This window comes from Amniculibacterium sp. G2-70 (assembly GCF_014353055.1).
In the GTDB taxonomy this organism is placed as follows: domain Bacteria; phylum Bacteroidota; class Bacteroidia; order Flavobacteriales; family Weeksellaceae; genus Amniculibacterium; species Amniculibacterium aquaticum.
Genome location: NZ_CP060698.1, coordinates 1701986 through 1724985 on the forward strand (window position 1 = coordinate 1701986; position 23000 = coordinate 1724985).

Sequence of the window (23000 nt, forward strand, 5' to 3'; positions counted from 1 at the left end):
TCCACCTATGAACGATTTGAAATGGTATGTGCTGAAAGCAGTTAGCGGACAGGAAAATAAAGTGAAAAACTACATCGAGAATGAAATGAGAAGATTGGGTTTTGAAGCCTATGTAACTCAAGTAGTTATTCCGATGGAAAAAGTAATCCAAGTAAAAAATGGAAAGAAGTCGGTTAAAGAAAGACCCTTCTATCCAGGATACTTAATGGTAGAAGCTAATTTGTTAGGAGAAGTACCCCATGTAATTAAAAATATTCCGGGCGTAATTTCTTTCTTGAGCTTAACCAAAGGTGGCGATCCAGTGCCGATGAGAAAACATGAAGTGGATAAAATGCTTGGTAAAGCAGATGAATTATCTGAATTTGCACAAGATATTGCCATTCCATACTTGGTTGGAGAAACTGTAAAAGTTATTGATGGACCGTTTAACGGATTTAACGGGACCATTGAAAAAATCCTTGAAGATAAAAGAAAAATTGAAGTTTCTGTACTTATCTTCGGTCGTAAAACACCAATGGAACTCAACTATATGCAAGTAGAAAAAATAGTTTAATGAACTATTAAAAAAATAAATAAGCTTTCTGAAAACAGTTAGCTTATTTTTTTTGTAAAATATTTTTGCATATAAAATATTATTCATACTTTTGCAAACCAAAATATCGTCTTGTGAAGTGAGATAAACAATTCGGTATGAATAATAAATGCTTCCAAACTCATTTAATATTCAAAATTTAAAAATCATAAAATGGCTAAAAAAGTCTTTAAAATGGTAAAACTTCAGGTGAAAGGTGGCGCTGCTAACCCTTCTCCACCAGTAGGTCCAGCATTGGGTTCTGCAGGTGTGAACATCATGGAGTTTTGTAAGCAATTTAACGGAAGAACCCAAGACAAGCCAGGACAAGTTTTGCCTGTAGTAATTACAGTGTACGAAGACAAATCTTTTGAATTCGTAATCAAAACACCTCCTGCTGCAATCCAATTGATGGAAGCTGCAAAGATCAAGGGCGGTTCTGGAGAACCTAACAGAAACAAAGTAGGTGCTGTAACATGGGCACAAGTACAAAAAATCGCCGAAGATAAAATGAGTGATTTGAACTGCTTCACCATGGATTCTGCCCTTACAATGGTTGCTGGTACAGCAAGATCTATGGGTGTAAGAGTAACAGGAACTAAACCAACTAACGCTTAAAACTAATTACAATGGCAAAATTAACAAAAAAGCAAAAAGAAGCTTTAAGCAAAGTAGAGAAAGGTAGAGTATACAGTTTAGTAGAAGGTACTTCTTTGGTAAAAGAAGTAAATACTGCTAAATTCGATGCTTCTGTTGATATCGCAGTTAGATTGGGTGTAGATCCTAGAAAAGCAAACCAAATGGTAAGAGGTGTAGTATCTCTTCCTCACGGAACTGGTAAAGATGTTAAAGTATTGGCATTGGTAACTCCAGATAAAGAAGCTGAAGCTAAAGCTGCAGGTGCTGACTATGTGGGTCTAGACGAATATCTTCAAAAAATTAAAGAAGGTTGGACAGATGTTGATGTTATCGTAACCATGCCAGCTGTAATGGGTAAATTAGGTCCATTAGGTAGAGTGTTAGGTCCAAGAGGTCTAATGCCAAACCCTAAATCCGGTACTGTAACCCTAGAAGTTGGAAAAGCGGTTTCTGAAGTAAAGTCTGGTAAAATCGATTTCAAAGTTGACAAATACGGTATCATCCATGCTGCAATTGGAAAAGTATCTTTCGATGCTGATAAATTGAAAGAAAATGCTACTGAATTGTTGCAAACTCTTATGAAATTGAAGCCAACTGCTGCTAAAGGTACTTATGTGAAGTCAATCTATTTGTCTTCTACAATGAGCCCAGGTATTGCAATTGATACAAAAGCTGTAAACTAATAATAAATCCTAAAGACAATGACAAAAGATAATAAAGTTGTAGCAATACAAGAGATCAAAGACTTGCTTCAGGATGCTAAAGTTGTTTATGTAGCTGATCTTGAAGGTTTGAATGCTCAAAAAACATCTGATTTCAGAAGACAAGCATTTAAAAATAACATCACTGTAAAAGTGGTAAAAAATACATTGCTACAAAAAGCAATGGAACAATTGGATGTAGATTTCTCTGAAATGTACGGTACATTCAAAGGTAACTCTGCTTTGATGGTTGCTGAAACGGCTAACGCTCCAGCAAAATTAATCAAAGACTTCAGAAAGAAGGATACTAAGCCAGCTTTGAAATCGGCTTTCGTACAAGAAACTTTCTATTTAGGAGATAACAACCTAGAAACTCTTGCAAATATCAAATCTAGAGAAGAAATGCTTGGAGAAATCATCGGATTGCTTCAATCTCCTATCCAAAGATTGGTATCTGCATTGCAAAACAAAGCAGAAGCTGCAGGTGCAGTTGCTGAAGAAGTTGTTGCCGAAACTCCAGCAGTGGAAGAGGCTCCAGCAGCAGAAGCTACTGAAACTCCAGAAGCTTCAGCTGAGTAATTTTACTCATAACAAAAGTCCAAGTCTAAACTTGGCATAGAGAAAGACTCTCAAAAAAAATAAACATAATCGTTCAACAAAAAACATTAAAAAAATGTCAGATTTAAAGAATTTAGCGGAAACGCTTGTTAACCTAACGGTAAAAGATGTAAATGAATTAGCAACTATCCTTAAGGATGAGTACGGAATCGAGCCTGCTGCTGCTGCTGTAGTTGTAGCTGCTGGTGGTGGTGCTGATGCTGCTGAAGAAAAAACAGATTTCGATGTAATTTTGAAATCTGCAGGTGCTTCTAAATTAGCTGTTGTTAAATTGGTTAAAGATTTAACTGGTGCTGGTCTTAAAGAAGCTAAAGACATCGTAGACGGTGCTCCTTCTCCAATCAAGCAAGGTGTTCCTAAAGACGAAGCTGAAGCTTTGAAAAAACAATTAGAAGAAGCTGGTGCTGAAGTTGAATTGAAATAATTCTAACCGAAACATAACAAAGCCATCCTAACTTAGGGTGGCTTTTTTTATGGTAAATTTGTAAGACTTATTAAATTTTATTAATTTTGCAGTCTATTTTGGCGCAAAAAATTGTTTATATCTAGTTAATACCCTGTAACTCAGCTCTTTTGCTTTGCAAAAGGGATTTCTTGTTTATATACATTACGCCCATTTAGGAAAATATTTTGCACTACATCGTGAAAAGATATACCGGTGTTGCACTTAGAAATCATATTTTTTTAATTATTTAATTAAAATTCTAAAGATCATAAGAAACGGAAAATTCTGATTGCGCCAAAAATCAACCGATCCAATCTTAGAAAGCTAGAATTTTAATTTTATATTTTATTCAAATAGAGTTTCTGATATTTTTTAGTGAAATCAAAATATTTTTTAACCCCACTTTCTTAAATTTTTATGAGTAAAACAACAAAAACTCAGCAAAGCGAAAGAAAACACGAGCGTGTAAATTTCTCAGCCGTGAAAGGAAAAGTGATCACTCCGGATTTCTTGGATATTCAGATCGAATCGTTCAAGGAATTTTTCCAATTGGATACACTTCCAGACGCTAGAAAAAACGAAGCGCTTTACAAAACTTTCGAAGAAAACTTCCCAATTTCCGACTCTAGAAACCAATTCGTATTAGAATTTCTAGATTATTTGGTAGACTCTCCTCGTTATTCCATCAACGAATGTGTGGAAAGAGGACTAACCTACTCTGTGCCTTTAAAGGCGAGATTGAAATTGTATTGTACCGACCCTGAACACGAAGAATTCCAAACCGTAATTCAAGATGTTTACTTAGGTCCGGTTCCGTACATGACCCCTTCTGGATCTTTCATCATTAACGGTGCCGAAAGGGTAGTGGTAACACAGTTACACCGTTCTCCAGGGGTTTTCTTTGGTCAGACTTATCACGCCAACGGTACCAAATTGTATTATTCCAGAATTATCCCTTTCAAAGGTTCTTGGATGGAATTTACAACCGATATCAACAGCGTAATGTACGCCTATATCGACAGAAAGAAAAAATTACCTTTAACCACATTGCTTAGAGCAATCGGTTACGAGTCGGATAAAGACATCCTTCAGATTTTCGACTTGGCTGAAGAAATAAAAGTATCCAAAGCTGCCCTTAAAAAAGTTGAAGGTCGCGTTTTGGCTGCAAGAGTTTTGAATACATGGTTTGAAGATTTCGTAGATGAAGATACCGGAGAGGTAGTATCCATCGAAAGAAATGAGATTATCTTGGATAGAGAGACCGTTCTTGAAAAAGAACACTTGGATTTGATCTTGGAAGCCGGTGTTAAAACCATCTTGATCCACAAAGAAAATTCAGGAGAATTCTCCATCATCCAAAATACACTACAAAAAGACCCTACCAACTCCGAAAAAGAAGCGGTAGAGTACATCTATAGACAGTTAAGAAATGCCGATCCGCCAGATGAGGAAACTGCAAGAGGAATTATCGAAAAATTATTCTTCTCCGAGCAAAGATACTCTCTAGGTGAAGTGGGTCGTTACCGTTTGAACAAGAAATTGGGTCTTAATATTCCAACTTCAACAGAAGTTCTTACAAAAGATGACATCATCGCAATCGTTCGTCACTTGATCGAATTGGTGAATTCTAAAGCGGAAGTGGACGATATCGACCACCTTTCCAACAGAAGGATTAAAACCGTTGGAGAGCAGTTGGCAGGACAGTTTGGTGTTGGTCTTTCTAGAATTGCTAGAACCATCCGCGAGAGAATGAATGTTCGTGACAACGAAATCTTCACTCCGGTAGATTTGGTAAATGCAAAAACACTAACCTCTGTTATCAACTCCTTCTTTGGTACCAACCAGCTTTCTCAGTTCATGGACCAAACCAACCCATTGTCCGAAGTGACTCACAAGAGAAGACTTTCGGCTCTAGGACCTGGTGGTTTATCAAGAGAAAGAGCCGGCTTCGAGGTGCGAGATGTTCACCATACGCACTACGGCCGTATCTGTCCGATCGAAACTCCTGAAGGACCAAACATTGGTTTGATCTCTTCATTGGGGCTTTTCGCAAAAATCAACAACCTTGGTTTTATCGAAACTCCATATAGAACAGTAGAAAACGGAAAAGTAAATCTTAATGACGCTCCAATTTACCTAAATGCTGAAGATGAAGAAGGTAAAGTAATCGCACAGGCGAATGTGGAAATGTCCGATAAAGGTGAATTTGAAACCGATAGAATTATCGCAAGATTGGATGGTGATTATCCGGTTGTTAACGGTAGCCAAGTTGACCTGGTCGATGTAGCTCCTAACCAAATCTCGGGTATTTCAGCATCTCTAATCCCATTCTTGGAGCACGATGATGCGAACCGTGCATTGATGGGATCTAACATGATGCGTCAGGCAGTACCGTTGTTAAAGCCTGAAGCTCCAATCGTAGGTACAGGATTGGAAAAACAAGTTGCCGCAGACTCTAGAGTATTGATCAATGCTGAAGGAACAGGTATTGTTGAGTATGTTGATGCTGAAAAGATTACCATCAAATACGACAGAACCGAAGATGAAGATTTGGTACAATTCGAGTCCGCAACGAAAACTTATTTCTTGCCGAAATTCAGAAAAACCAATCAATCGACCACCATTACTTTGAAACCAATTGTAAGAGTTGGAGAAACGGTAGAAAAAGGTCAGGTTCTTTGTGGCGGTTACGCGACCGAAAACGGAGAATTGGCATTGGGTAGAAACTTAGTAGTGGCCTTCATGCCTTGGAAGGGGTACAACTTCGAGGATGCGATCGTAATTAACGAAAAAGTAGTTCGCGAAGACTGGTTCACCTCTATCCATGTTGATGAATATTCATTAGAAGTTAGAGATACCAAATTGGGTATGGAAGAATTGACTTCCGATATCCCGAACATTTCCGAAGAAGCCACCAAAGACTTGGACGAAAACGGTATGATCCGTATCGGTGCCGAAGTGAAACCTGGTGACATCATGATTGGTAAGATCACTCCAAAAGGAGAGTCTGACCCAACTCCGGAAGAAAAATTGCTTCGTGCCATCTTTGGTGACAAAGCAGGTGATGTTAAAGATGCTTCCCTAAAAGCAGACTCGTCTCTAAGAGGGGTAGTAATCAACAAGAAATTGTTCTCCAGAAACATCAAAGACAAAAAGAAAAGAGCCGAGGAAAAATTGAAACTTGAAGAAATTGAAAACAAATTCAAAGTTCAATTTACCGAGCTAAGAAATACCTTGATCGAAAAATTGAATACTTTGGTAAGCGGAAAAACTTCCCAAGGTGTGAAAAACGATCTTGAAGAAGAAGTAATCGGTAAAGGTGCAAAGTTTACCTTGAAGTTGCTTCAATCTGTTGAGGATTATGCGAACATCTCCGGATTGGATTGGACTGTAGACCAAGACAAAAACGATTTGATCAACCAATTGATCCACAACTATAAAATCAAATTCAACGATATTTCCGGAGTTAAAAACCGTGAGAAATTTGCTATTTCCATCGGGGACGAATTGCCAGCAGGTATCATGAAGTTGGCCAAAGTGTATATCGCGAAGAAAAGAAAACTGAATGTAGGAGATAAAATGGCGGGTCGTCACGGTAACAAAGGTATCGTTTCGAGAATCGTTCGTGAAGAAGATATGCCATTCCTAGAAGATGGAACACCGGTAGATATCGTTCTGAATCCACTAGGGGTACCTTCTCGTATGAACATTGGACAGATCTACGAAACCGTACTAGGTTGGGCCGGTAAAAACATGGGCTTGAAGTTCGCAACACCAATCTTTGATGGAGCTAGCTTAGAGCAAATTACCGAATATACAGAACAAGCCGGAGTGCCGAAATTTGGATCCACTCACCTTTACGATGGTGGTACAGGAGAAAGATTTACACAACCTGCAACTGTTGGGGTAATCTATATGTTGAAACTGGGACACATGGTAGATGATAAAATGCACGCTCGTTCCATCGGGCCATACTCATTGATTACGCAACAACCGTTAGGAGGTAAGGCTCAATTCGGTGGTCAGCGTTTCGGAGAGATGGAGGTTTGGGCTCTAGAAGCATTTGGAGCATCCAACATCCTAAGAGAAATCTTAACGGTTAAATCCGATGATGTTATGGGTAGAGCCAAGACTTATGAAGCCATTGCAAAAGGGGAAGCAATGCCAGAACCTGGTATTCCGGAATCTTTCAATGTATTACTTCACGAATTGCAAGGTCTTGGACTTGATGTAAGACTTGAGGAATAATTTTAAATTTTTATTAAAGAAAATTTAATCTAAAATTTAAAATTTATAATTCAAAATTAAAAAAGTTATGTCAAATAAAAATAAATCAAGCAGATTTACAAAAATCACGATCGGTCTAGCATCTCCGGAATCCATTTTACAGGAATCCAGAGGAGAAATCCTAAAACCGGAAACGATTAACTATAGAACTCACAAACCGGAAAGAGACGGTTTGTTCTGCGAAAAAATATTCGGTCCCATCAAAGACTACGAATGTGCTTGCGGAAAGTACAAAAGAATCCGTTACAAGGGGATTGTCTGCGATCGTTGTGGGGTAGAAGTAACCGAGAAAAAAGTACGAAGAGAAAGAGTTGGGCACATCAATTTGGTAGTGCCGGTAGCTCACATCTGGTACTTCCGTTCTTTACCTAACAAAATTGGTTACCTTTTAGGTTTGCCTTCCAAGAAATTGGACATGATCATCTACTACGAAAGATATGTAGTGGTACAACAAGGTATAGCTAAAAAAGCCGACGGTTCAGATTTCGACCCAATGGAATTCCTTACCGAGGAAGAATATTTGGACATCATGGATACCCTTCCAATCGAGAACCAATATTTGGACGATAGCGATCCTAATAAATTCATCGCCAAAATGGGTGCTGAAGCCATCGAGGAATTGTTGAAAAGAATCGATCTGGATGCCTTGTCTTTCGAACTAAGACACAAAGCACACAACGAAGGATCCAAACAAAGAAGAACAGAAGCTTTAAAAAGACTGAATGTTGTTGAAGCCCTAAGAGGCGCCAACACCAGAATGATCAACCGCCCAGAATGGATGGTGATGCGTGTTCTTCCTGTTATCCCACCAGAACTAAGACCGTTGGTACCGTTGGACGGTGGTCGTTTTGCAACATCAGATTTGAACGATCTTTACCGTAGGGTAATCATCAGAAATAACCGTTTGAAGAGATTGTTGGAGATTAAAGCTCCAGAAGTAATCCTAAGAAACGAGAAGCGTATGCTTCAGGAATCGGTAGATTCATTGTTCGACAACACCAGAAAATCTTCTGCAGTGAAGTCAGAATCCAACAGACCGTTGAAATCTTTATCCGATTCCCTAAAAGGGAAACAAGGTCGTTTCCGTCAGAACTTACTAGGGAAAAGGGTAGATTATTCTGCTCGTTCTGTAATTGTCGTTGGACCAAGCTTGCAATTGCACGAATGTGGTCTTCCAAAAGACATGGCTGCCGAGCTTTACAAACCGTTTATCATTAGAAAACTAATTGAAAGAGGAATTGTAAAAACGGTAAAATCAGCAAAAAGAATCATCGACAGAAAAGAACCTGTTGTTTATGATATCTTAGAAAATGTGATGAAAGGTCATCCGGTTCTATTGAACAGGGCACCTACACTTCACAGACTTGGTATTCAAGCATTCCAACCTAAGATGATCGAAGGTAAAGCCATCCAACTTCACCCGTTGGTAACTACGGCATTCAACGCCGACTTCGATGGTGACCAGATGGCGGTACACTTGCCTCTAGGTCCAGAAGCAATTTTGGAAGCTCAGTTATTGATGTTAGGTTCTCAAAACATCCTGAACCCTGCGAACGGATCGCCAATTACGGTACCTTCTCAGGACATGGTTTTGGGTCTATACTTCATGACCAAACAATTGGATTCTACAGAAACCATGAAAGTGAAAGGCGAAGGTCTTGCTTTCTACTCTCCAGAAGAAGTGGAAATCGCTTATGCTGAAGGGCAAGTTTCCCTAAACGCAAAAGTGAGATGTAAACTTCCTGTGAAGGATGAAAACGGAGAATTGGTAACGAAATTAATCCCAACTACTGTGGGTAGAATTTTGTTTAACCAAATCGTTCCTAAACAAGTAGGATACATCGATGAATTGTTGACCAAAAAGTCACTTAGAAATGTCATTGGTAGAATCTTGGCCGAAACCGATTTCCCAACTACCGTGAAATTCTTGGACGAAATGAAAGACTTAGGATATTCTAACGCTTTCAAAGGTGGTCTTTCCTTCTCACTCGGAGATATTGTAGTTCCTGAAGAGAAAAAAGGAATGATTGCCAAAGCGGTTGAAACCGTTACTGAAATTACAGGAAACTATAACATGGGTCTTATTACAGACACCGAAAGATACAACCAGGTAATTGATGTTTGGACCAATACCAATGCCGGACTTACCGAAATGATTATGGGCAGAATGAAAACCGATCAAGGTGGTTTCAATTCCGTTTATATGATGCTTGACTCTGGTGCGAGGGGGTCTAAAGAACAGATCCGTCAGTTGTCCGGTATGAGAGGTTTGATGGCAAAACCACAAAAAGCGGGTGCTGTGGGTGCCGAAATTATCGAAAACCCAATTGTGGCAAACTTTAAGGAAGGTCTTTCCATCTTGGAGTACTTTATCTCTACCCACGGTGCGAGAAAAGGTCTTGCGGATACCGCTCTTAAAACTGCCGATGCAGGTTACCTAACCAGAAGATTGGTGGATGTAGCACAAGATGTTATCATTACAGAAGACGATTGCGGTACACTAAGAGGTACTGAAATTACTCCACTGAAGAAAAATGACGAAATCGTTGAAAAACTTTCTGAAAGAATCTTGGGTAGAGTATCCCTACACGATATCTACGATCCAGAATCGGACGAAATCCTTTGCCACGCAGACTCTATCATCAACGAAGAGTTGGCTAAAGCAATTGAAGAAGCCGGAATTGATGCCGTAGAAGTACGATCTCCATTAACTTGCGAGGCCAAAAAAGGGATCTGTGCGAAATGCTACGGTAGAAACTTGGCAACAGGTAAACCTATCCACATGGGGGAAGCCGTTGGGGTTATCGCAGCACAATCCATCGGGGAACCGGGTACACAGCTTACCCTAAGAACCTTCCACCAAGGGGGTACCGCGGGGAATGTCTCTGTTAATCCTTCCATCGTTGCCAGAAGAGACGGTATCGTGGAAATGGACGAACTTAGAACAATCGCTTCCGAAGACGAATTTGGAAATGTTCGTGAGGTGGTAATCTCTCGTTCAACTGAATTCCGTTTGGTAACGGATAGCGAGTCCAGAACTCCATTGATGGTGGCCAACATCCCTTACGGTGCCGAAATCTCTGTTAAACCAGGCGATAAGGTGAAAAAAGGTGATGTGATCTGTAAGTGGGATCCGTATAACGCGGTAATCATCGCAGAAACTTCTGGTAAAATTGAGTACGAAGACATCATCCAAGGGGTTTCTTTCCAATTGGAAATCGACGAACAAACCGGTTTCGAAGAAAAAGTAATCTCCGAATCTAGAAATAAAAAAGCCGTACCAACGCTTAAAGTTGTAGATTCTAAAGGTGTTGAACAAAAAGGATACAACTTACCTGTAGGGGCCCACCTTATGGTAAACGACGGTGAGAAAATCAAAGCCGGTAAAATTTTGATCAAGATCCCAAGAAAGTCTGCAAAAGCAGGGGATATCACCGGAGGTCTTCCAAGAGTTACCGAACTTTTCGAAGCGCGTAACCCATCCAACCCAGCTGTAGTAACTGAGATTGATGGCGTTGTATCGTATGGAAAAATCAAGAGAGGTAACCGAGAATTGATCGTTGAGGCGAAAACTGGCGAAAGAAAAACCTACTTGGTAAAACTTTCCAACCAAATCTTAGTACAGGAAAATGACTTCGTGAGAGCGGGAACTCCACTTTCAGACGGATCCATCACTCCTGAAGATATCCTAAGAATCAAAGGTTCAACAGCCGTTCAGGAATACTTGGTAAACGAGATCCAAGAGGTGTACCGTTTGCAAGGGGTAAAAATTGACGATAAACACTTCGAAATCATCGTAAGACAGATGATGACCAAAGTATTGATCGTTGACGGTGGAGATACACAATTCTTAGAAGGTGCTCTGGAACACAAACTGGATTTCTTGGAAGACAACAACCGCATCTTCGGTATGAAGGTGGTTGTAGATGCCGGAGACTCTACAAGCCTACAACCGGGTCAGATGATCACGGCAAGAGAATTGAGAGACGAAAACTCCAAGCTGAAGAGAGAAGACCTACAATTGGTACAAGTAAGAGAGGTGCTTCCTGCAACCGCAACTCCGGTATTGCAAGGGATCACAAGAGCCGCTCTACAAACCAAGTCCTTCATGTCTGCAGCGTCCTTCCAGGAAACAACCAAGGTGCTTAACGAAGCAGCGGTAGCCGGTAAAGTTGATAGCCTAAACGGCTTGAAAGAGAATGTAATTGTAGGACACAGAATCCCTGCAGGTACAGGTCTTAAAACTTACCAAAATGTAATCGTTGGTTCAAGCAAAGAGTTTGAAGACATCAACTAATAAAATTTTTTAATTTCTGGTTTCAAGTTTCAAGTAAAATGATATATTTGCATACTTGAAACCAGAATTATTAATATAAAAATTTAACTTAAACAAAATTATCATGGACAATCAAAATCCACAAGACGGGAACATCAACATTCAACTTAACGAAATGGTAGCTGCTGGGGTATATTGTAACTTAGCTTTAGTAAATCACTCTCCATCTGAATTCATCTTGGATTTCATCCAAATGATGCCGGGTGTACAACAAGCAACGGTAAGATCTAGAGTAATCCTAGCTCCTTTGCACGCTAAAAGAGTATTGAATGCGCTTCAACAAAATATCGCAAACTACGAACAACAATTCGGAGAGATCAAAGAAGTAGAGCCTTTCGTATTGGGAGCAAACAATGTAAATGCGTAAGATTCATCTTATTACCGCATAAAAAATGCCTCAGCAATCGCTGGGGCATTTCTTTTAATTTCAATAGAGAATGGTTATTAGTTTCTAATATTTGAAATATGTGTTTTGTTGGGTGCAAAAGTAAATGAAATTTTCATGCTCTTTTTGTACATTTTTGTACATTTTACAGCCATTAAGTTTTCCTCTCTCTTTGTATTTCGTGCGTTTTTTATACTAATTTCAATATTTTTGCAAGATGAAATACCGGAAAATCATACATGTTGATATGGATGCTTTTTATGCATCGGTGGAGCAACACGACAATCCGGAACTAAAAGGCAAACCCATTGTTGTGGGTGGCGAACACCGTGGTGTGGTAGCTGCAGCCAGCTACGAAGCTCGAAAATTTGGCGTCCGATCTGCCATGCCCAGTAAAAAGGCCAAAGAAAAATGTCCCCAACTGATCTTTATCCTGCCCAGATTTCAACGATACAAAGAAATCTCAAAACAAATCCACGAAATTTTCCACGAATACACCGATTTGGTAGAACCCTTGTCCTTGGACGAAGCCTATCTGGATGTGACCGAAAACAAAAAAGAAATAGCCTCCGCCAACGATATTGCCAGAGAAATCCGGCAGAAAATTTTCGAAAAAACAGGTCTCACCGCTTCGGCAGGGATTTCTATCAATAAATTTTTGGCCAAAGTGGCTTCGGACATCAACAAACCCAACGGACAAAAAACCATACATCCCAATAAGATTGCAGAATTTATGGAAGCCTTGCCCATCGAAAAATTTTACGGAATAGGGAAAGTAACTGCCAACAAGATGCACCAACACCACATTTTTACCGGGAAAGAGCTCAAGGAAAAATCCCTGGACTTCCTCATGCGCCATTTCGGGAAAAGCGGTTACTACTATTACCATGTCGTTCGAGGTGAACACAAAGGCGAGGTAAAGGCCAATCGTTTGCAAAAATCCGTAGCGGTAGAACACACCTATTGGGAAGACATCTCCGACGATACCGAAGTGAAAAGCCAACTGAAAATCCTTTGCGAGGAGCTGGAACAAAGGCTGGAAAAAAAAGAAATAAAAGGCAAATCCCTCACGCTAAAAATTAAATACAAAGATTTTACCCAATTCACCCGATCCAAGACACAAGACTGCTATTATGAAAATGGGCAAGATTTTTTAGAAATCGTGCAGCAACTCTGGGATCTGCGCCCTTTTAACAAGTCGGTGCGCCTCTTGGGGCTCTCCATGTCCAACCTGAACATCAACGAGAAAAAACAAATTTCCGTACAACTCAAATTTCCCTTCGACGAAGGGTTCGATTAGTTTTTTTGGAGCATCAATTGGGTCGCTTTTTTCAAGACCCGTCCAGCTGTCCGCTCTATCTTTTGCTTCCCACCCGCATTCCAAGGCAAAGCAAAAGGATGCCGCTCCCATCTGGGCTACAACTTCTGGGCTTGCCCTCTATAAAAGTTTTGAATGTATTGCGTGGCTGTCTATTCTTCTTTCATCACCACATCACTTCATTAACGCATTACTTTATCACTTCATCACCCGATAATTTCAACAATTAAAAACAACTTATTATCAAAAATTCGCTATTTTTGTCGCTTTAATTTTAAACACCTATTAAGTCGGGTCAAAAGGCTTAATTTTAAATATTTAAAATGGAACAAAACAAAGGTTTAGACAAGAAGCAACTGATCAGTTTCTTCGTATTCTCCATGATTTTAATGGGATTCTTATTTTATTTCCAAACTAAGGATCAAAAAGAAGAAGCAGCAAGGCTGGCAAAAGAAGCCAAAACGGCAAAGCAAGCATCCGGAAACCCAACGGTACCGGTAGCAACCATCAATCCTGCCGTTGCAGCAAGTGATATCCAAAAAGTAAACTTGAAGAACGACGAGTTGAATTTGGAGTTTTCCAGTTTGGGAGGTCAGATTTCATCGGTGGAGTTGCTGAAATACAAAGCCTACAATACCAAAACCGACGAGGCCGATTTGCCTTTGAATTTATTCTCAAAAAACAATTCCACTTACGGTTTCCAGTTCAAAGATAAGACGGGAAAGATCATCAATACCAAAGATTTGGTCTTTACACCGGTTGTGGAGGGTAACAAGGTTACGCTATCGACCAACATCAACGGTGCGGTTTTGCAATTTATCTATACTCTTTTACCAAAATATACGGTAGATTTTAAGGTGAATTCCAAAGGGCTATCTCAGGTTACTGCAGATAATCATACCGAGTTTTCTTGGGATTATCAAGTGAGAGGTTTAGAAAAAGGTCGTGCACAAGAAGAGCAACATACAGAATTTGGATATGCCTTCGATAATTACAGCGGATACGACTACGATGGTAGAAACGATATGGACGAAACTAAAGAAACGCTGAATTGGTTGGCGGTGAAGCAACAGTTCTTCACGGCGGTTATCGAGCCAAAGTCAGGTTTCACACAGTCCAAAGGAAAGCAAGAGGCTTTTCCTGAAGGCGAATATTTGAAAAAATTTGATTTCCAAGGTCAGGTTGCTATGAACGGAGGCGAGTTTAACCAAGATTTTACTTGGTACTTTATGCCGTTGGATTTGGATTTATTGAAATCGTATGAAGGAAAAGAATTTCAAGATATTTTACCTTTAGGTTGGTCGTTCATCGGTTGGCTGAATAGGGTTTTCTTTATTCCGGTGTATGATTTTATCGCAACTTGGGGATTGGCTGCCGGTTGGGTGATCTTTATGCTGACGATTATTGTTAAGCTCATCACTTCTCCCATCATGTACAAGCAGCACAAACTGAGTGCTATGATGAAGGTAATTCGTCCAGAAATTGACGAGGTGAATGCCAAATACAAGGATGCTGATCCTATGAAAAAGCAACAAGCAACCATGGAAGTGTACAGAAAAGCAGGGGTAAACCAAATGGCAGGATGTCTTCCGGCACTTATCCAGATCCCGATTTTCTATGCATTGTTCCGTTTGTTCCCGAATTTAATTGGATTGAGAGGCGATAGTTTTTGGTTTGTAAAAGACCTTACGGCTTATGATGATTTGATAAAGCTTTCATTCAATATCCCATTGATAGGAAACCATATTTCCATTTTCGCAATTGCGTGTACGGTGGTTATACTCATTTATACCGTAATGACTTCTGGACAAATGCAGCAACCGCAACAGGAAGGAATGCCAAATATGAAGGTGCTGATGTATATTTTCCCCATTACTTTCTTTTTCTTCCTTAACTCGGCGCCATCCGGATTGTCTTGGTATTATTTTGTGTCCAATGCCATTAACATCATTATTATTTTGGTGATTAAATATTGGATTTTGGACGAGAAAAAAATCCATGCTCAGATCCAAGCCAACAAGGCGCAACCTAAAAAAGAAGGCAAGTTCCAAAAGAAAATGAGAGAGATGATGGAACAGGCTCAAGAGCAACAAAAGTACAACGAGCAACAAAAAAATAAAAAGAAATAAACAATCGTTGATTGTTATATGAGAGCAACTCCCTGTTAGATTAGGAGATCACTGAAAAAGTGAATTTTCAGGAAATATGAAAAAGAAGGAGTTGAAATCTTAGGATTTTAGCTCCTTTTTTTGTACCTTGATAAGGTCTTTTAAAGATAAAGAATGTTAGTCCAACAGCAAAAGATTCAGTTTAGTTCTTATTCCGATTTGTATGATTTAATCGTTCCGAAAGAAAATCTTCTTCGAAAAATTAATGATTTGATAGATTTTTCCTTCATCTACGATGAACTGTTGAATAAGTATTGTTTGAACAATGGTCGCAATGCGGAAAGTCCGGTGAAGATGTTCAAATACCTTTTGTTGAAAAGCATTTACTCGGTTTCTGATGTAGATGTGGTAGAGCGTTCCCGCTATGATATGTCTTTCAAATATTTTTTAGATATGGCTCCCGAAGATGATGTGATAAACCCCAGTTCACTTACAAAATTCAGGAAATTACGCTTGAAAGATACCGATTTGTTGAACCTTCTAATTGGTAAAACGGTAACGATAGCGATCGATAAAGGCATTATTAAATCCAGATCCATTATTGTGGACGCTACACATACTTTATCTAGATCGAATCCATTTTCAAGCATAGAAGTACTGAGAGAGCGTTCGAGATTAGTTCGTAAAACGGTTTATCAATTTGATGAAAACTTCAAATCAAAAATGCCGGTCAAGAATACTGAAAACGATCTGAACAAAGAATTGGCTTATTGTAGAGAACTTGAAAAATGCATAGAAGATGAGCCATCAATAAGTGAGATTCCGGCAGTGAAAGAGAAATTAAATCTTTTGAGGGAAACAGCCGAAGACACCGATGAACAGCTAACTTTCTCAAAAGACACGGATGCCAAAATCGGACATAAATCCGCAGACAGTTCCTTTTTCGGTTACAAAACACATTTGGCGATGAGTGAAGAGCGGATTATCACCGCAGCAGTGGTAACTTCGGGAGAAAAAGGAGACGGGCCTGAATTGCCAAAATTACTGCAAATGAGCCAAGACAACGGAATGGAAGTGGAAACCATCATTGGCGATTCGGCTTATAGTGGAAAAGAAAATCTGAAAATTGCCAGCGAACAGGATATAAAAATTGTTGCAAAGTTAAATCCATCCATTACACAAGGATGTAGGAAAGAAAAAGACCAGTTTGATTACAATAAGGATGCTGACAGATTTGTTTGTCCTGCCGGGCATTTAGCCATCAGAAAAGCCCATCAGAACAGAAAGAATGTCGGCAAAAATCAAGCTGATGTATATTATTTTGATGTTGAAAAATGTAAAGTTTGCCCATTAAGAGAAGGTTGTTACAAAGACGGAGCAAAATCTAAAACCTACTCGGTTTCTATAAAATCAGAATTACACCAAGAACAGATGGCTTTTCAGGAAAGTGATTATTACAAAGAAAAGTCGAAACACCGGTATAAAATTGAAGCCAAAAACAGTGAACTTAAAAATGTTCATGGTTACAAAAGAGCCACTTCTTATGGAATAGAAAACATGCAAATGCAGGGAGCATTGGCTATTTTCGCAGTCAATTTGAAGAGGATCCTGAAATTAATCTAAGAAAAAGAGAACAAAATCATCATCTTTAAAACTCAGCTCCAATTAAATCAAAACAAGCTTTACAAAACCCATTAAATTTAGAACTCCAAAAAATGTAAAGAGCTTATTACCGATTTTAAAGTCGTGTAATAAGCTCTTAATTCTTGTCTGAAATTAAATCTTATTCAAAATGAAGATGGTTTTTCAGTGACCTCTAGATTAGCAGGGAGTTTTTATTTTGAGTCGTTATAAATTGACCAATATTTAAAAATATCTGTAGTCGGCTTCCTTTTTTATTTACTTTAATTGTAAGGATTTTTTCTGCAGCCAAAATCTTGAATGGTTTTTAATATTTTGATAGTTCTAAAAGTTCAAATTTAGTCGTAGTCCAATCGGAAAGATCTCCTATGGTGTTCGGTTGGTCCGTATTTTTTCAAAGCTTCTCTGTGTTTTTTCGTTGCGTATCCCATGTTGTTTTTCCAGTCGTACTCAGGAAATTCATCGTGCAGTTGGATCATGATGTTGTCCCTGTAATTTTTCGCTATGATAGAAGCTGCAGCGATGCTTAAAAATTTTGAGTCTCCTTTTATGATGCATTGGTGAGGAATGAAGTTGTAAGGATGGAATTTGTTACCGTCAACCAATATCAATTCCGGACGGATTTTTAGCTGGTCCAGAGCCAAATGCATGGCGTGTATGGACGATTGCAAAATGTTGAACTCATCAATATGAGAAGGCGAAAGCTCGGCTATGGCATAATCAACAGCGTTGTCTTTAATGTATTTGTCCAATTCTAATCGTGTTTTAGCACTCAGTTTCTTTGAGTCGGTGACGAGTTGGGATTCAAATTTTTTATCTACAATTACTGCAGCTGCCACAACCGGTCCGCAAAGACAACCTCTGCCTACTTCGTCACATCCCGCTTCTATGTATTGATTGCTCCAACTGTTTAGTAGTCCCATTTTATAGTTTAAGTTAAGTTGTAAAATTAATTTAAAAATAGAGAAAGTTCCCCATTGTTTTAATGGATTTGTTAAATATTGAAGTATATTCGACAATGTGGTTGATATGTTTTATATGTATGTGTGTGATTGGAAGTTGTTTAATATTTGTTAAAAAGTTTATAACACAGGGTTGTGGTTCTAAAAAAACGCATTAAATAAATAAATTATGCAATAAATAGCTTTATATATTGAAAATACTTTAAATCTTTTAAATTGAAAATTAACAATTTCTGTATTAAAAATTTACCGAATTTTATTTATAATCAATCAAAACGACTTAAAAATTACTGATAATACATGTTAATCGATTGATGAAGGTTTGTTATATAATAATTTAATAAAATTTAACAAAAAGTTGTGAATATGTTAAATATTTTTTTCATTTTTGTGCCTATAAATTAATTGATATGAAGAAAATAACTGCAAGTGTTTTAGCGGTAGTGATTACTTCTGTATTTGGTGTTGTAAATGCACAGCAAAAGAAGGATTCCGTAAAAACAAAAGACATCGAAGGGGTGGTGGTGACTGCTCTGGGTATAAAAAGAGAGAAACAGTCTCTAGGTTATGGATCGCAATCCGTAAAAGCAGAGGATATTTCCAAAACACCTTCAGCCAACTTTACAAGCAATTTGTCCGGTAAGGTTGCAGGTTTACAAATTAAAAATTCTGGTAATGTCGGAGGTTCTGTGGATGTAACTCTTCGTGGTTATCGCTCCATGACGGGAAATAACCAACCTTTGTTTGTGATCGATGGGACTCCGATGCTCAATGTGTCTAATTCCATTAACAGTTCTTCTCTAAGTGTGGATACTGGGAATACGATTTCCGACATCAACCCGGACGATATTGCAGAGATGAATGTCTTGAAGGGTGCAGCTGCAACAGCGTTGTACGGATCTAGAGCGGCAAACGGTGCGATTATTATTACGACTAAAAAAGGGAAAAAATCCGGAAAAATAGGAATTGATTTCAGTTCGAGTATTTCCGTTTCAGCGATCAACAAAGAGACTTTCCCGGTGTATCAAAAAGTGTACGGTCAAGGTTATGGCTATGGCTACAGCTACGGTCCGGATTCTCGATTTGATGATTATAACGGACAACCAATGTCTCCAATGTACGAAGATGCTTCTTATGGAGCACCTTACAATCCAAACCAGTTGGTGTGGCAATATACATCTTTCCTTCCAGGATCGCCTAATTATGGCGTTGCAACTCCTTGGGTAGCGGCAGAGCACGATCCTTCTTATTTGTACGAAAAGGCTGTAACTTATAATAATTCAGTTTCTTTTGGTAAGGCCGATGAAAAATCTTCTTTTAGATTGTCGTATCAAAATGTAAACGGTACGGACATCTTGCCTAATACGAAATTGAATAAAAATGCCATTACAGGTACGGCTTCTTACAAGTTGACGGATGGTTTAACGGCAAATTTATATGCAACCTATGTTTCTCAAGGTACTGTGGGGAAAAACCCTACCGGATATCACGGTATCAATGGTAACTTCAGACAATGGTGGGCTACCAATGTGGATATCTTGGATCAAAAGAATTTCTACATGAACTCAGGGAAAAATTATTCTTGGAACATCAACTCTCCAACGGATATTGCTCCTTTGTATTGGGATAACCCGTACTTCAGATTGTATGAAAATTATGTAACGGACAGAAGGGATCGTTTTGCGGGTAACTTCAACCTTAGCTACGATATCAATGAAAAATTCAATGTGATGGCGAGAATGTCTCACGATGGATTTACCTATTTCATAGACGAAAGAAGAGCGGTAGGATCCTTGCCGGATGCAATGTCAATAGGTCCATCAACAGGAAATCAACCATCGGGTTATGCTGTTGTGAACCAAAGAAGAGGAGAAGACAACTATGATTTGATCGGTACTTATAAAGACGATTTCTTGGATAAGAGATTAAGCTTGACTGCTTTATTGGGTACGAATATCAATGTTCAGAAGTTCTATTCCAACTCTCAAAGTACGCAAGGTGGCTTGTTTATCCCTGGGGTTTATAGCGTAACCAACTCTGCTACTCCTCCTCCGTTGCCATCCATTACAGATACTTCTAAGAAAATTTATGGTGTCTTCGGACAAGCGAGTTTCGGATGGGACAAAACCTTCTATGTAGAAGGAACGGTAAGAAACGATACTTCTTCTGCTTTGCCTTCAGAAAATAGGAATTATTGGTATTATTCCGGTTCATTCTCTGGCGTGTTGTCCAACTTGCCGGGGTTGAAAGATTGGGATGCTCTAACTTTTGCTAAACTAAGAGCTTCTTATGCTGAGGTAGGAAATGACTTGGGTGCGAACCAATTGATGAATCAGTATGGTGTGGCAACTCCTTTCGGAACTCCTTCTTATGCGTTCAATACTTCTGCAAAAAATCCAAATTTAAAACCTGAAAGAACAAAAGCTAAAGAGGTAGGATTGAATATGCAGTTCTTCAAAAACCGTATCGGTTTTGATGTTGCATGGTTCCAAAATGACACTCAAGACCAGATCTTAGCATTGCCGGTAACGACATCTACAGGGAATACTTCAAAAGTTCAGAATGTTGGAAATATGAGATCTAAAGGTTTTGAAGTAGCGTTGAATTTAGTACCTGTTAAAACATCTAACTTCAAATGGGAAATGGATCTAAATTGGTCCAATCCAAAATCTAAAGTCACAGAATTGGCTTCTGGTGTAGAGAATATTACTTTAGGATCTTTCCAAGGTGGTGTTACGATCAATGCTTCACTTAACGAAGATTTTGGTACCATCAAAGGAACGGATTATGTAAGAGATAACAACGGAAATCCGATTGTTGCCTCTACGGGTTCTAGTGCTGGTAAGTATTTGAAAACAAACTCCAATGCTGTAATTGGTAACATGCAGGCAGATTGGTTTGGAAGTATCGTAAACAAAGTGTCTTACAAAGATTTCGCTCTTTCATTCCAAATCGATTGGAAACAAGGTGGAGACATCTTCTCTCTTGACCAATATTACGGACAAAATACGGGTGCTTATGTAGATCAAGTTTTCATGAATGACCTAGGAAATCCTGTTCGTAACACAATTGCTGACGGTGGTGGTCTAATTCTTCCAGGGGTGAAAAATATTGGTACGGCTACCAATCCTCAATATGTAGCCAACGATATCCGTATTGATGCTTCTAATACCGGTGCTTTTGGTTACCAAGCATATCCTAACTCTCAGTTTGTCTATGACGCAACATACATTAAATTAAGAGAGTTGGCTTTAACATATAGTATTCCTAAATCTTTATTGGATAATACTTTTGTTAAAGGTGCTTCTGTTAGCTTAATCGGAAATAATCTTTGGATCATTAAAAAGAACCTTCCGTATGCAGACCCGGAAACTGGACTTTCTGCAGGGAATGTACAAGGGTATCAAGCGAGTGCAATGCCTACTACAAGAACGATATCTTTCAATGTTAAGTTGAACTTCTAAAATTTAAAAAAAATGAAAAAAATATTTACAACCATACTAGTCGCTACCTTATTGCAGTCGTGTGATAATGATGCGCTTACGGAAATTAATTCAGATCCGAACAGTTATTATACAACGGTTCCATCAACTTTGTTAACTTATTCTCAAAAGCAGTTAACGGACTATGTAACCACGCCCAATGTGAATGTTAATAACTTCAGATTGACCATGCAGTATTGGCAAGAAACGACTTATACAGATGAGAGTAGATACGACTTCGCTACCAGAAAAGTGGCAGACCAAGTTTGGAACTATCTGTATGTAAGATCTTTGAAAAACCTAGAGCAAGCCAAGAAATTGGTGAACGAATATCAGCCAACAGCAAATGAAGTTGCAACATGGCCAACAACCAAGAAAAATCAATTGGCAATCTTGGATATTCTCCAAGTGTATTCTTACCAATTGTTGGTAGATGCTCATGGTAATGTGCCTTATTCTGAGTCTTTAGATGTGGATAAATTTCCGCTTCCTAAATACGATGATGGAGCAACCGTTTATGCTCAACTAATCACAAGGTTACAAGCGGATATTGCTAATATTGATGCTGCAGGCACCAGTTTCTCTAGTGGAGAAAAATATTACAATGGGAATATGGCAAAATGGAAATTATTCGCCAATTCTCTATTGCTAAAATTGGGTATTGCTATTGCAGACTCTAACCCTGGTTTGGCTCAATCTACTTGCCAAGCTGCCATTGCAGGTGGTGTGTTTACAAGTGCTGCGGACAGCTGTGGTTTGCAATATCTGTCGGACTCTCCTAACTACAGTCAGTTGTACACCAACTTAGTGGCTTCTAATAGAAATGACTATGTTGCTGGTAAAACATTGGTTGATTATATGAACGCAAGGTCGGATGCTAGAAGATCTGCTTATTTTCAGTTGAAAAACGGTAGTTATATCGGAGGTGTAATTGGTAACAACTCTTCATTCTCTACACACTCTGCTCCAGGTACTTTTGCTTATGCAAAAACAACACCTGGTATTATGCTCAACTATACAGAGGTGGCTTTCTATCTTGCAGAAGCTTCAGCAAGATGGGGGATTGGTGGGGCTCCAGCAACATTGTATGATAACGCAGTTACGGCATCGTTCTTACAATGGGGGAAAACGGCTGCAGATGCAACAGCATATTTAGCAACCAATGCTTACGATCCTGCAAACTGGAAAAAATCCATCGGTGAGCAAGCTTGGGTAGCAATGTACGATCAACCGTTGGTAGGATGGAATTTCTACCGTAGATTGGATTATCCTCAATTGGCGCCAGCAAACAACGCTGTTACTGAAGCCAACAACAAAGTACCTGTAAGGTTGATGTATCCTGTAGGGGAGATCACAACCAACCCATCCAACTACGATGCAGGTTCTAGTGCAATTGGCGGAGATAAGCTTTACACTAAAATTTTCTGGGACAAATTTTAATATTTTTATCTATACCCACGAACCGCTTCTTTGGAAGCGGTTTTTTATTTTTTATCTTTGCCCATAT

14 protein-coding genes are annotated in these 23000 nt (G+C 39.0%); 13 read left to right on the plus strand and 1 reads right to left on the minus strand.

The genetic code is table 11. The features are described 5' to 3' along the window. Positions 1-7 precede the first annotated feature (7 nt). The 11 genes from nusG to H9Q20_RS07885 all read left to right on the plus strand — a co-directional run bounded on the left by nusG (position 8) and on the right by H9Q20_RS07885 (position 17031). The gene (gene nusG / locus H9Q20_RS07835; RefSeq protein WP_124640728.1) at positions 8-553 is read left to right on the plus strand and encodes a transcription termination/antitermination protein NusG; all 546 of its coding nucleotides are present in this window, start codon (positions 8-10) and stop codon (positions 551-553) included. A gap of 192 nt (positions 554-745) precedes the next feature. Continuing rightward, entirely contained in the window at positions 746-1189 is a 444-nt protein-coding gene (rplK, locus tag H9Q20_RS07840; protein WP_124640729.1) for a 50S ribosomal protein L11, read from the plus strand. A gap of 11 nt (positions 1190-1200) precedes the next feature. Beyond that, positions 1201-1893 (plus strand): 50S ribosomal protein L1, encoded by a 693-nt coding sequence (gene rplA / locus H9Q20_RS07845; protein ID WP_124640730.1) that lies wholly within the window; start codon positions 1201-1203, stop codon positions 1891-1893. Positions 1894-1911: 18 nt separating this feature from the next. Beyond that, on the plus strand, positions 1912-2490 hold the full coding sequence (rplJ, locus tag H9Q20_RS07850; RefSeq protein ID WP_124640731.1) for a 50S ribosomal protein L10: 579 nt from the start codon (positions 1912-1914) through the stop codon (positions 2488-2490). A 94-nt stretch (positions 2491-2584) separates the two neighbouring features. Beyond that, positions 2585-2953, plus strand: coding sequence for a 50S ribosomal protein L7/L12 (gene rplL / locus H9Q20_RS07855; protein ID WP_124640732.1), 369 nt, complete (start codon positions 2585-2587; stop codon positions 2951-2953). A gap of 438 nt (positions 2954-3391) precedes the next feature. Then, positions 3392-7222: a DNA-directed RNA polymerase subunit beta gene (rpoB, locus tag H9Q20_RS07860; protein WP_124640736.1), complete on the plus strand. Its 3831-nt coding sequence runs from the start codon at positions 3392-3394 to the stop codon at positions 7220-7222. A gap of 67 nt (positions 7223-7289) precedes the next feature. Further along, positions 7290-11558 carry a DNA-directed RNA polymerase subunit beta' gene (rpoC, locus tag H9Q20_RS07865; RefSeq protein WP_124640737.1) on the plus strand — a complete coding sequence of 1423 codons (4269 nt, stop codon included), beginning with the start codon at positions 7290-7292 and terminating at the stop codon, positions 11556-11558. 103 nt (positions 11559-11661) lie between these two features. After that, positions 11662-11964, plus strand: a complete 303-nt coding sequence (locus H9Q20_RS07870; RefSeq protein WP_124640738.1) for a DUF3467 domain-containing protein — start codon at positions 11662-11664, stop codon at positions 11962-11964. 235 nt (positions 11965-12199) lie between these two features. Continuing rightward, entirely contained in the window at positions 12200-13282 is a 1083-nt protein-coding gene (dinB, locus tag H9Q20_RS07875; protein WP_187477443.1) for a DNA polymerase IV, read from the plus strand. 341 nt (positions 13283-13623) lie between these two features. Then, positions 13624-15429: a membrane protein insertase YidC gene (gene yidC / locus H9Q20_RS07880; RefSeq protein ID WP_187477444.1), complete on the plus strand. Its 1806-nt coding sequence runs from the start codon at positions 13624-13626 to the stop codon at positions 15427-15429. A 153-nt stretch (positions 15430-15582) separates the two neighbouring features. Next, positions 15583-17031: an IS1182 family transposase gene (locus H9Q20_RS07885; protein ID WP_187477341.1), complete on the plus strand. Its 1449-nt coding sequence runs from the start codon at positions 15583-15585 to the stop codon at positions 17029-17031. 356 nt (positions 17032-17387) lie between these two features. On the opposite strand, the gene H9Q20_RS07890 is transcribed toward H9Q20_RS07885, so the two are convergent. After that, positions 17388-17972, minus strand: coding sequence for a ribonuclease HII (locus H9Q20_RS07890; protein ID WP_124640741.1), 585 nt, complete (start codon positions 17970-17972; stop codon positions 17388-17390). A 449-nt stretch (positions 17973-18421) separates the two neighbouring features. On the opposite strand from H9Q20_RS07890, the gene H9Q20_RS07895 reads away from it, so the two are divergent. Together H9Q20_RS07895 and H9Q20_RS07900 are read left to right on the plus strand one after the other, a co-directional pair. Beyond that, positions 18422-21475 (plus strand): SusC/RagA family TonB-linked outer membrane protein, encoded by a 3054-nt coding sequence (locus tag H9Q20_RS07895; RefSeq protein ID WP_187477445.1) that lies wholly within the window; start codon positions 18422-18424, stop codon positions 21473-21475. Positions 21476-21487: 12 nt separating this feature from the next. After that, on the plus strand, positions 21488-22933 hold the full coding sequence (locus tag H9Q20_RS07900) for a SusD/RagB family nutrient-binding outer membrane lipoprotein (protein ID WP_124640742.1): 1446 nt from the start codon (positions 21488-21490) through the stop codon (positions 22931-22933). The last annotated feature ends 67 nt before the right edge of the window (positions 22934-23000 follow it).

Bases quoted from the DNA above. Each gene is read 5' to 3' on its own strand.
- rplL (WP_124640732.1), top strand. From the start codon at position 2,585: ATGTCAGATTTAAAGAATTTAGCGGAAACGCTTGTTAACCTAACGGTA.
- H9Q20_RS07895 (WP_187477445.1), top strand. From the start codon at position 18,422: ATGAAGAAAATAACTGCAAGTGTTTTAGCGGTAGTGATTACTTCTGTA.
- rplA (WP_124640730.1), top strand. From the start codon at position 1,201: ATGGCAAAATTAACAAAAAAGCAAAAAGAAGCTTTAAGCAAAGTAGAG.
- rplJ (WP_124640731.1), top strand. From the start codon at position 1,912: ATGACAAAAGATAATAAAGTTGTAGCAATACAAGAGATCAAAGACTTG.
- rplK (WP_124640729.1), top strand. From the start codon at position 746: ATGGCTAAAAAAGTCTTTAAAATGGTAAAACTTCAGGTGAAAGGTGGC.
- H9Q20_RS07900 (WP_124640742.1), top strand. From the start codon at position 21,488: ATGAAAAAAATATTTACAACCATACTAGTCGCTACCTTATTGCAGTCG.
- nusG (WP_124640728.1), top strand. From the start codon at position 8: ATGAACGATTTGAAATGGTATGTGCTGAAAGCAGTTAGCGGACAGGAA.
- H9Q20_RS07870 (WP_124640738.1), top strand. From the start codon at position 11,662: ATGGACAATCAAAATCCACAAGACGGGAACATCAACATTCAACTTAAC.
- H9Q20_RS07890 (WP_124640741.1), bottom strand. From the start codon at position 17,972: ATGGGACTACTAAACAGTTGGAGCAATCAATACATAGAAGCGGGATGT.
- dinB (WP_187477443.1), top strand. From the start codon at position 12,200: ATGAAATACCGGAAAATCATACATGTTGATATGGATGCTTTTTATGCA.
- yidC (WP_187477444.1), top strand. From the start codon at position 13,624: ATGGAACAAAACAAAGGTTTAGACAAGAAGCAACTGATCAGTTTCTTC.
- rpoC (WP_124640737.1), top strand. From the start codon at position 7,290: ATGTCAAATAAAAATAAATCAAGCAGATTTACAAAAATCACGATCGGT.
- H9Q20_RS07885 (WP_187477341.1), top strand. From the start codon at position 15,583: ATGTTAGTCCAACAGCAAAAGATTCAGTTTAGTTCTTATTCCGATTTG.
- rpoB (WP_124640736.1), top strand. From the start codon at position 3,392: ATGAGTAAAACAACAAAAACTCAGCAAAGCGAAAGAAAACACGAGCGT.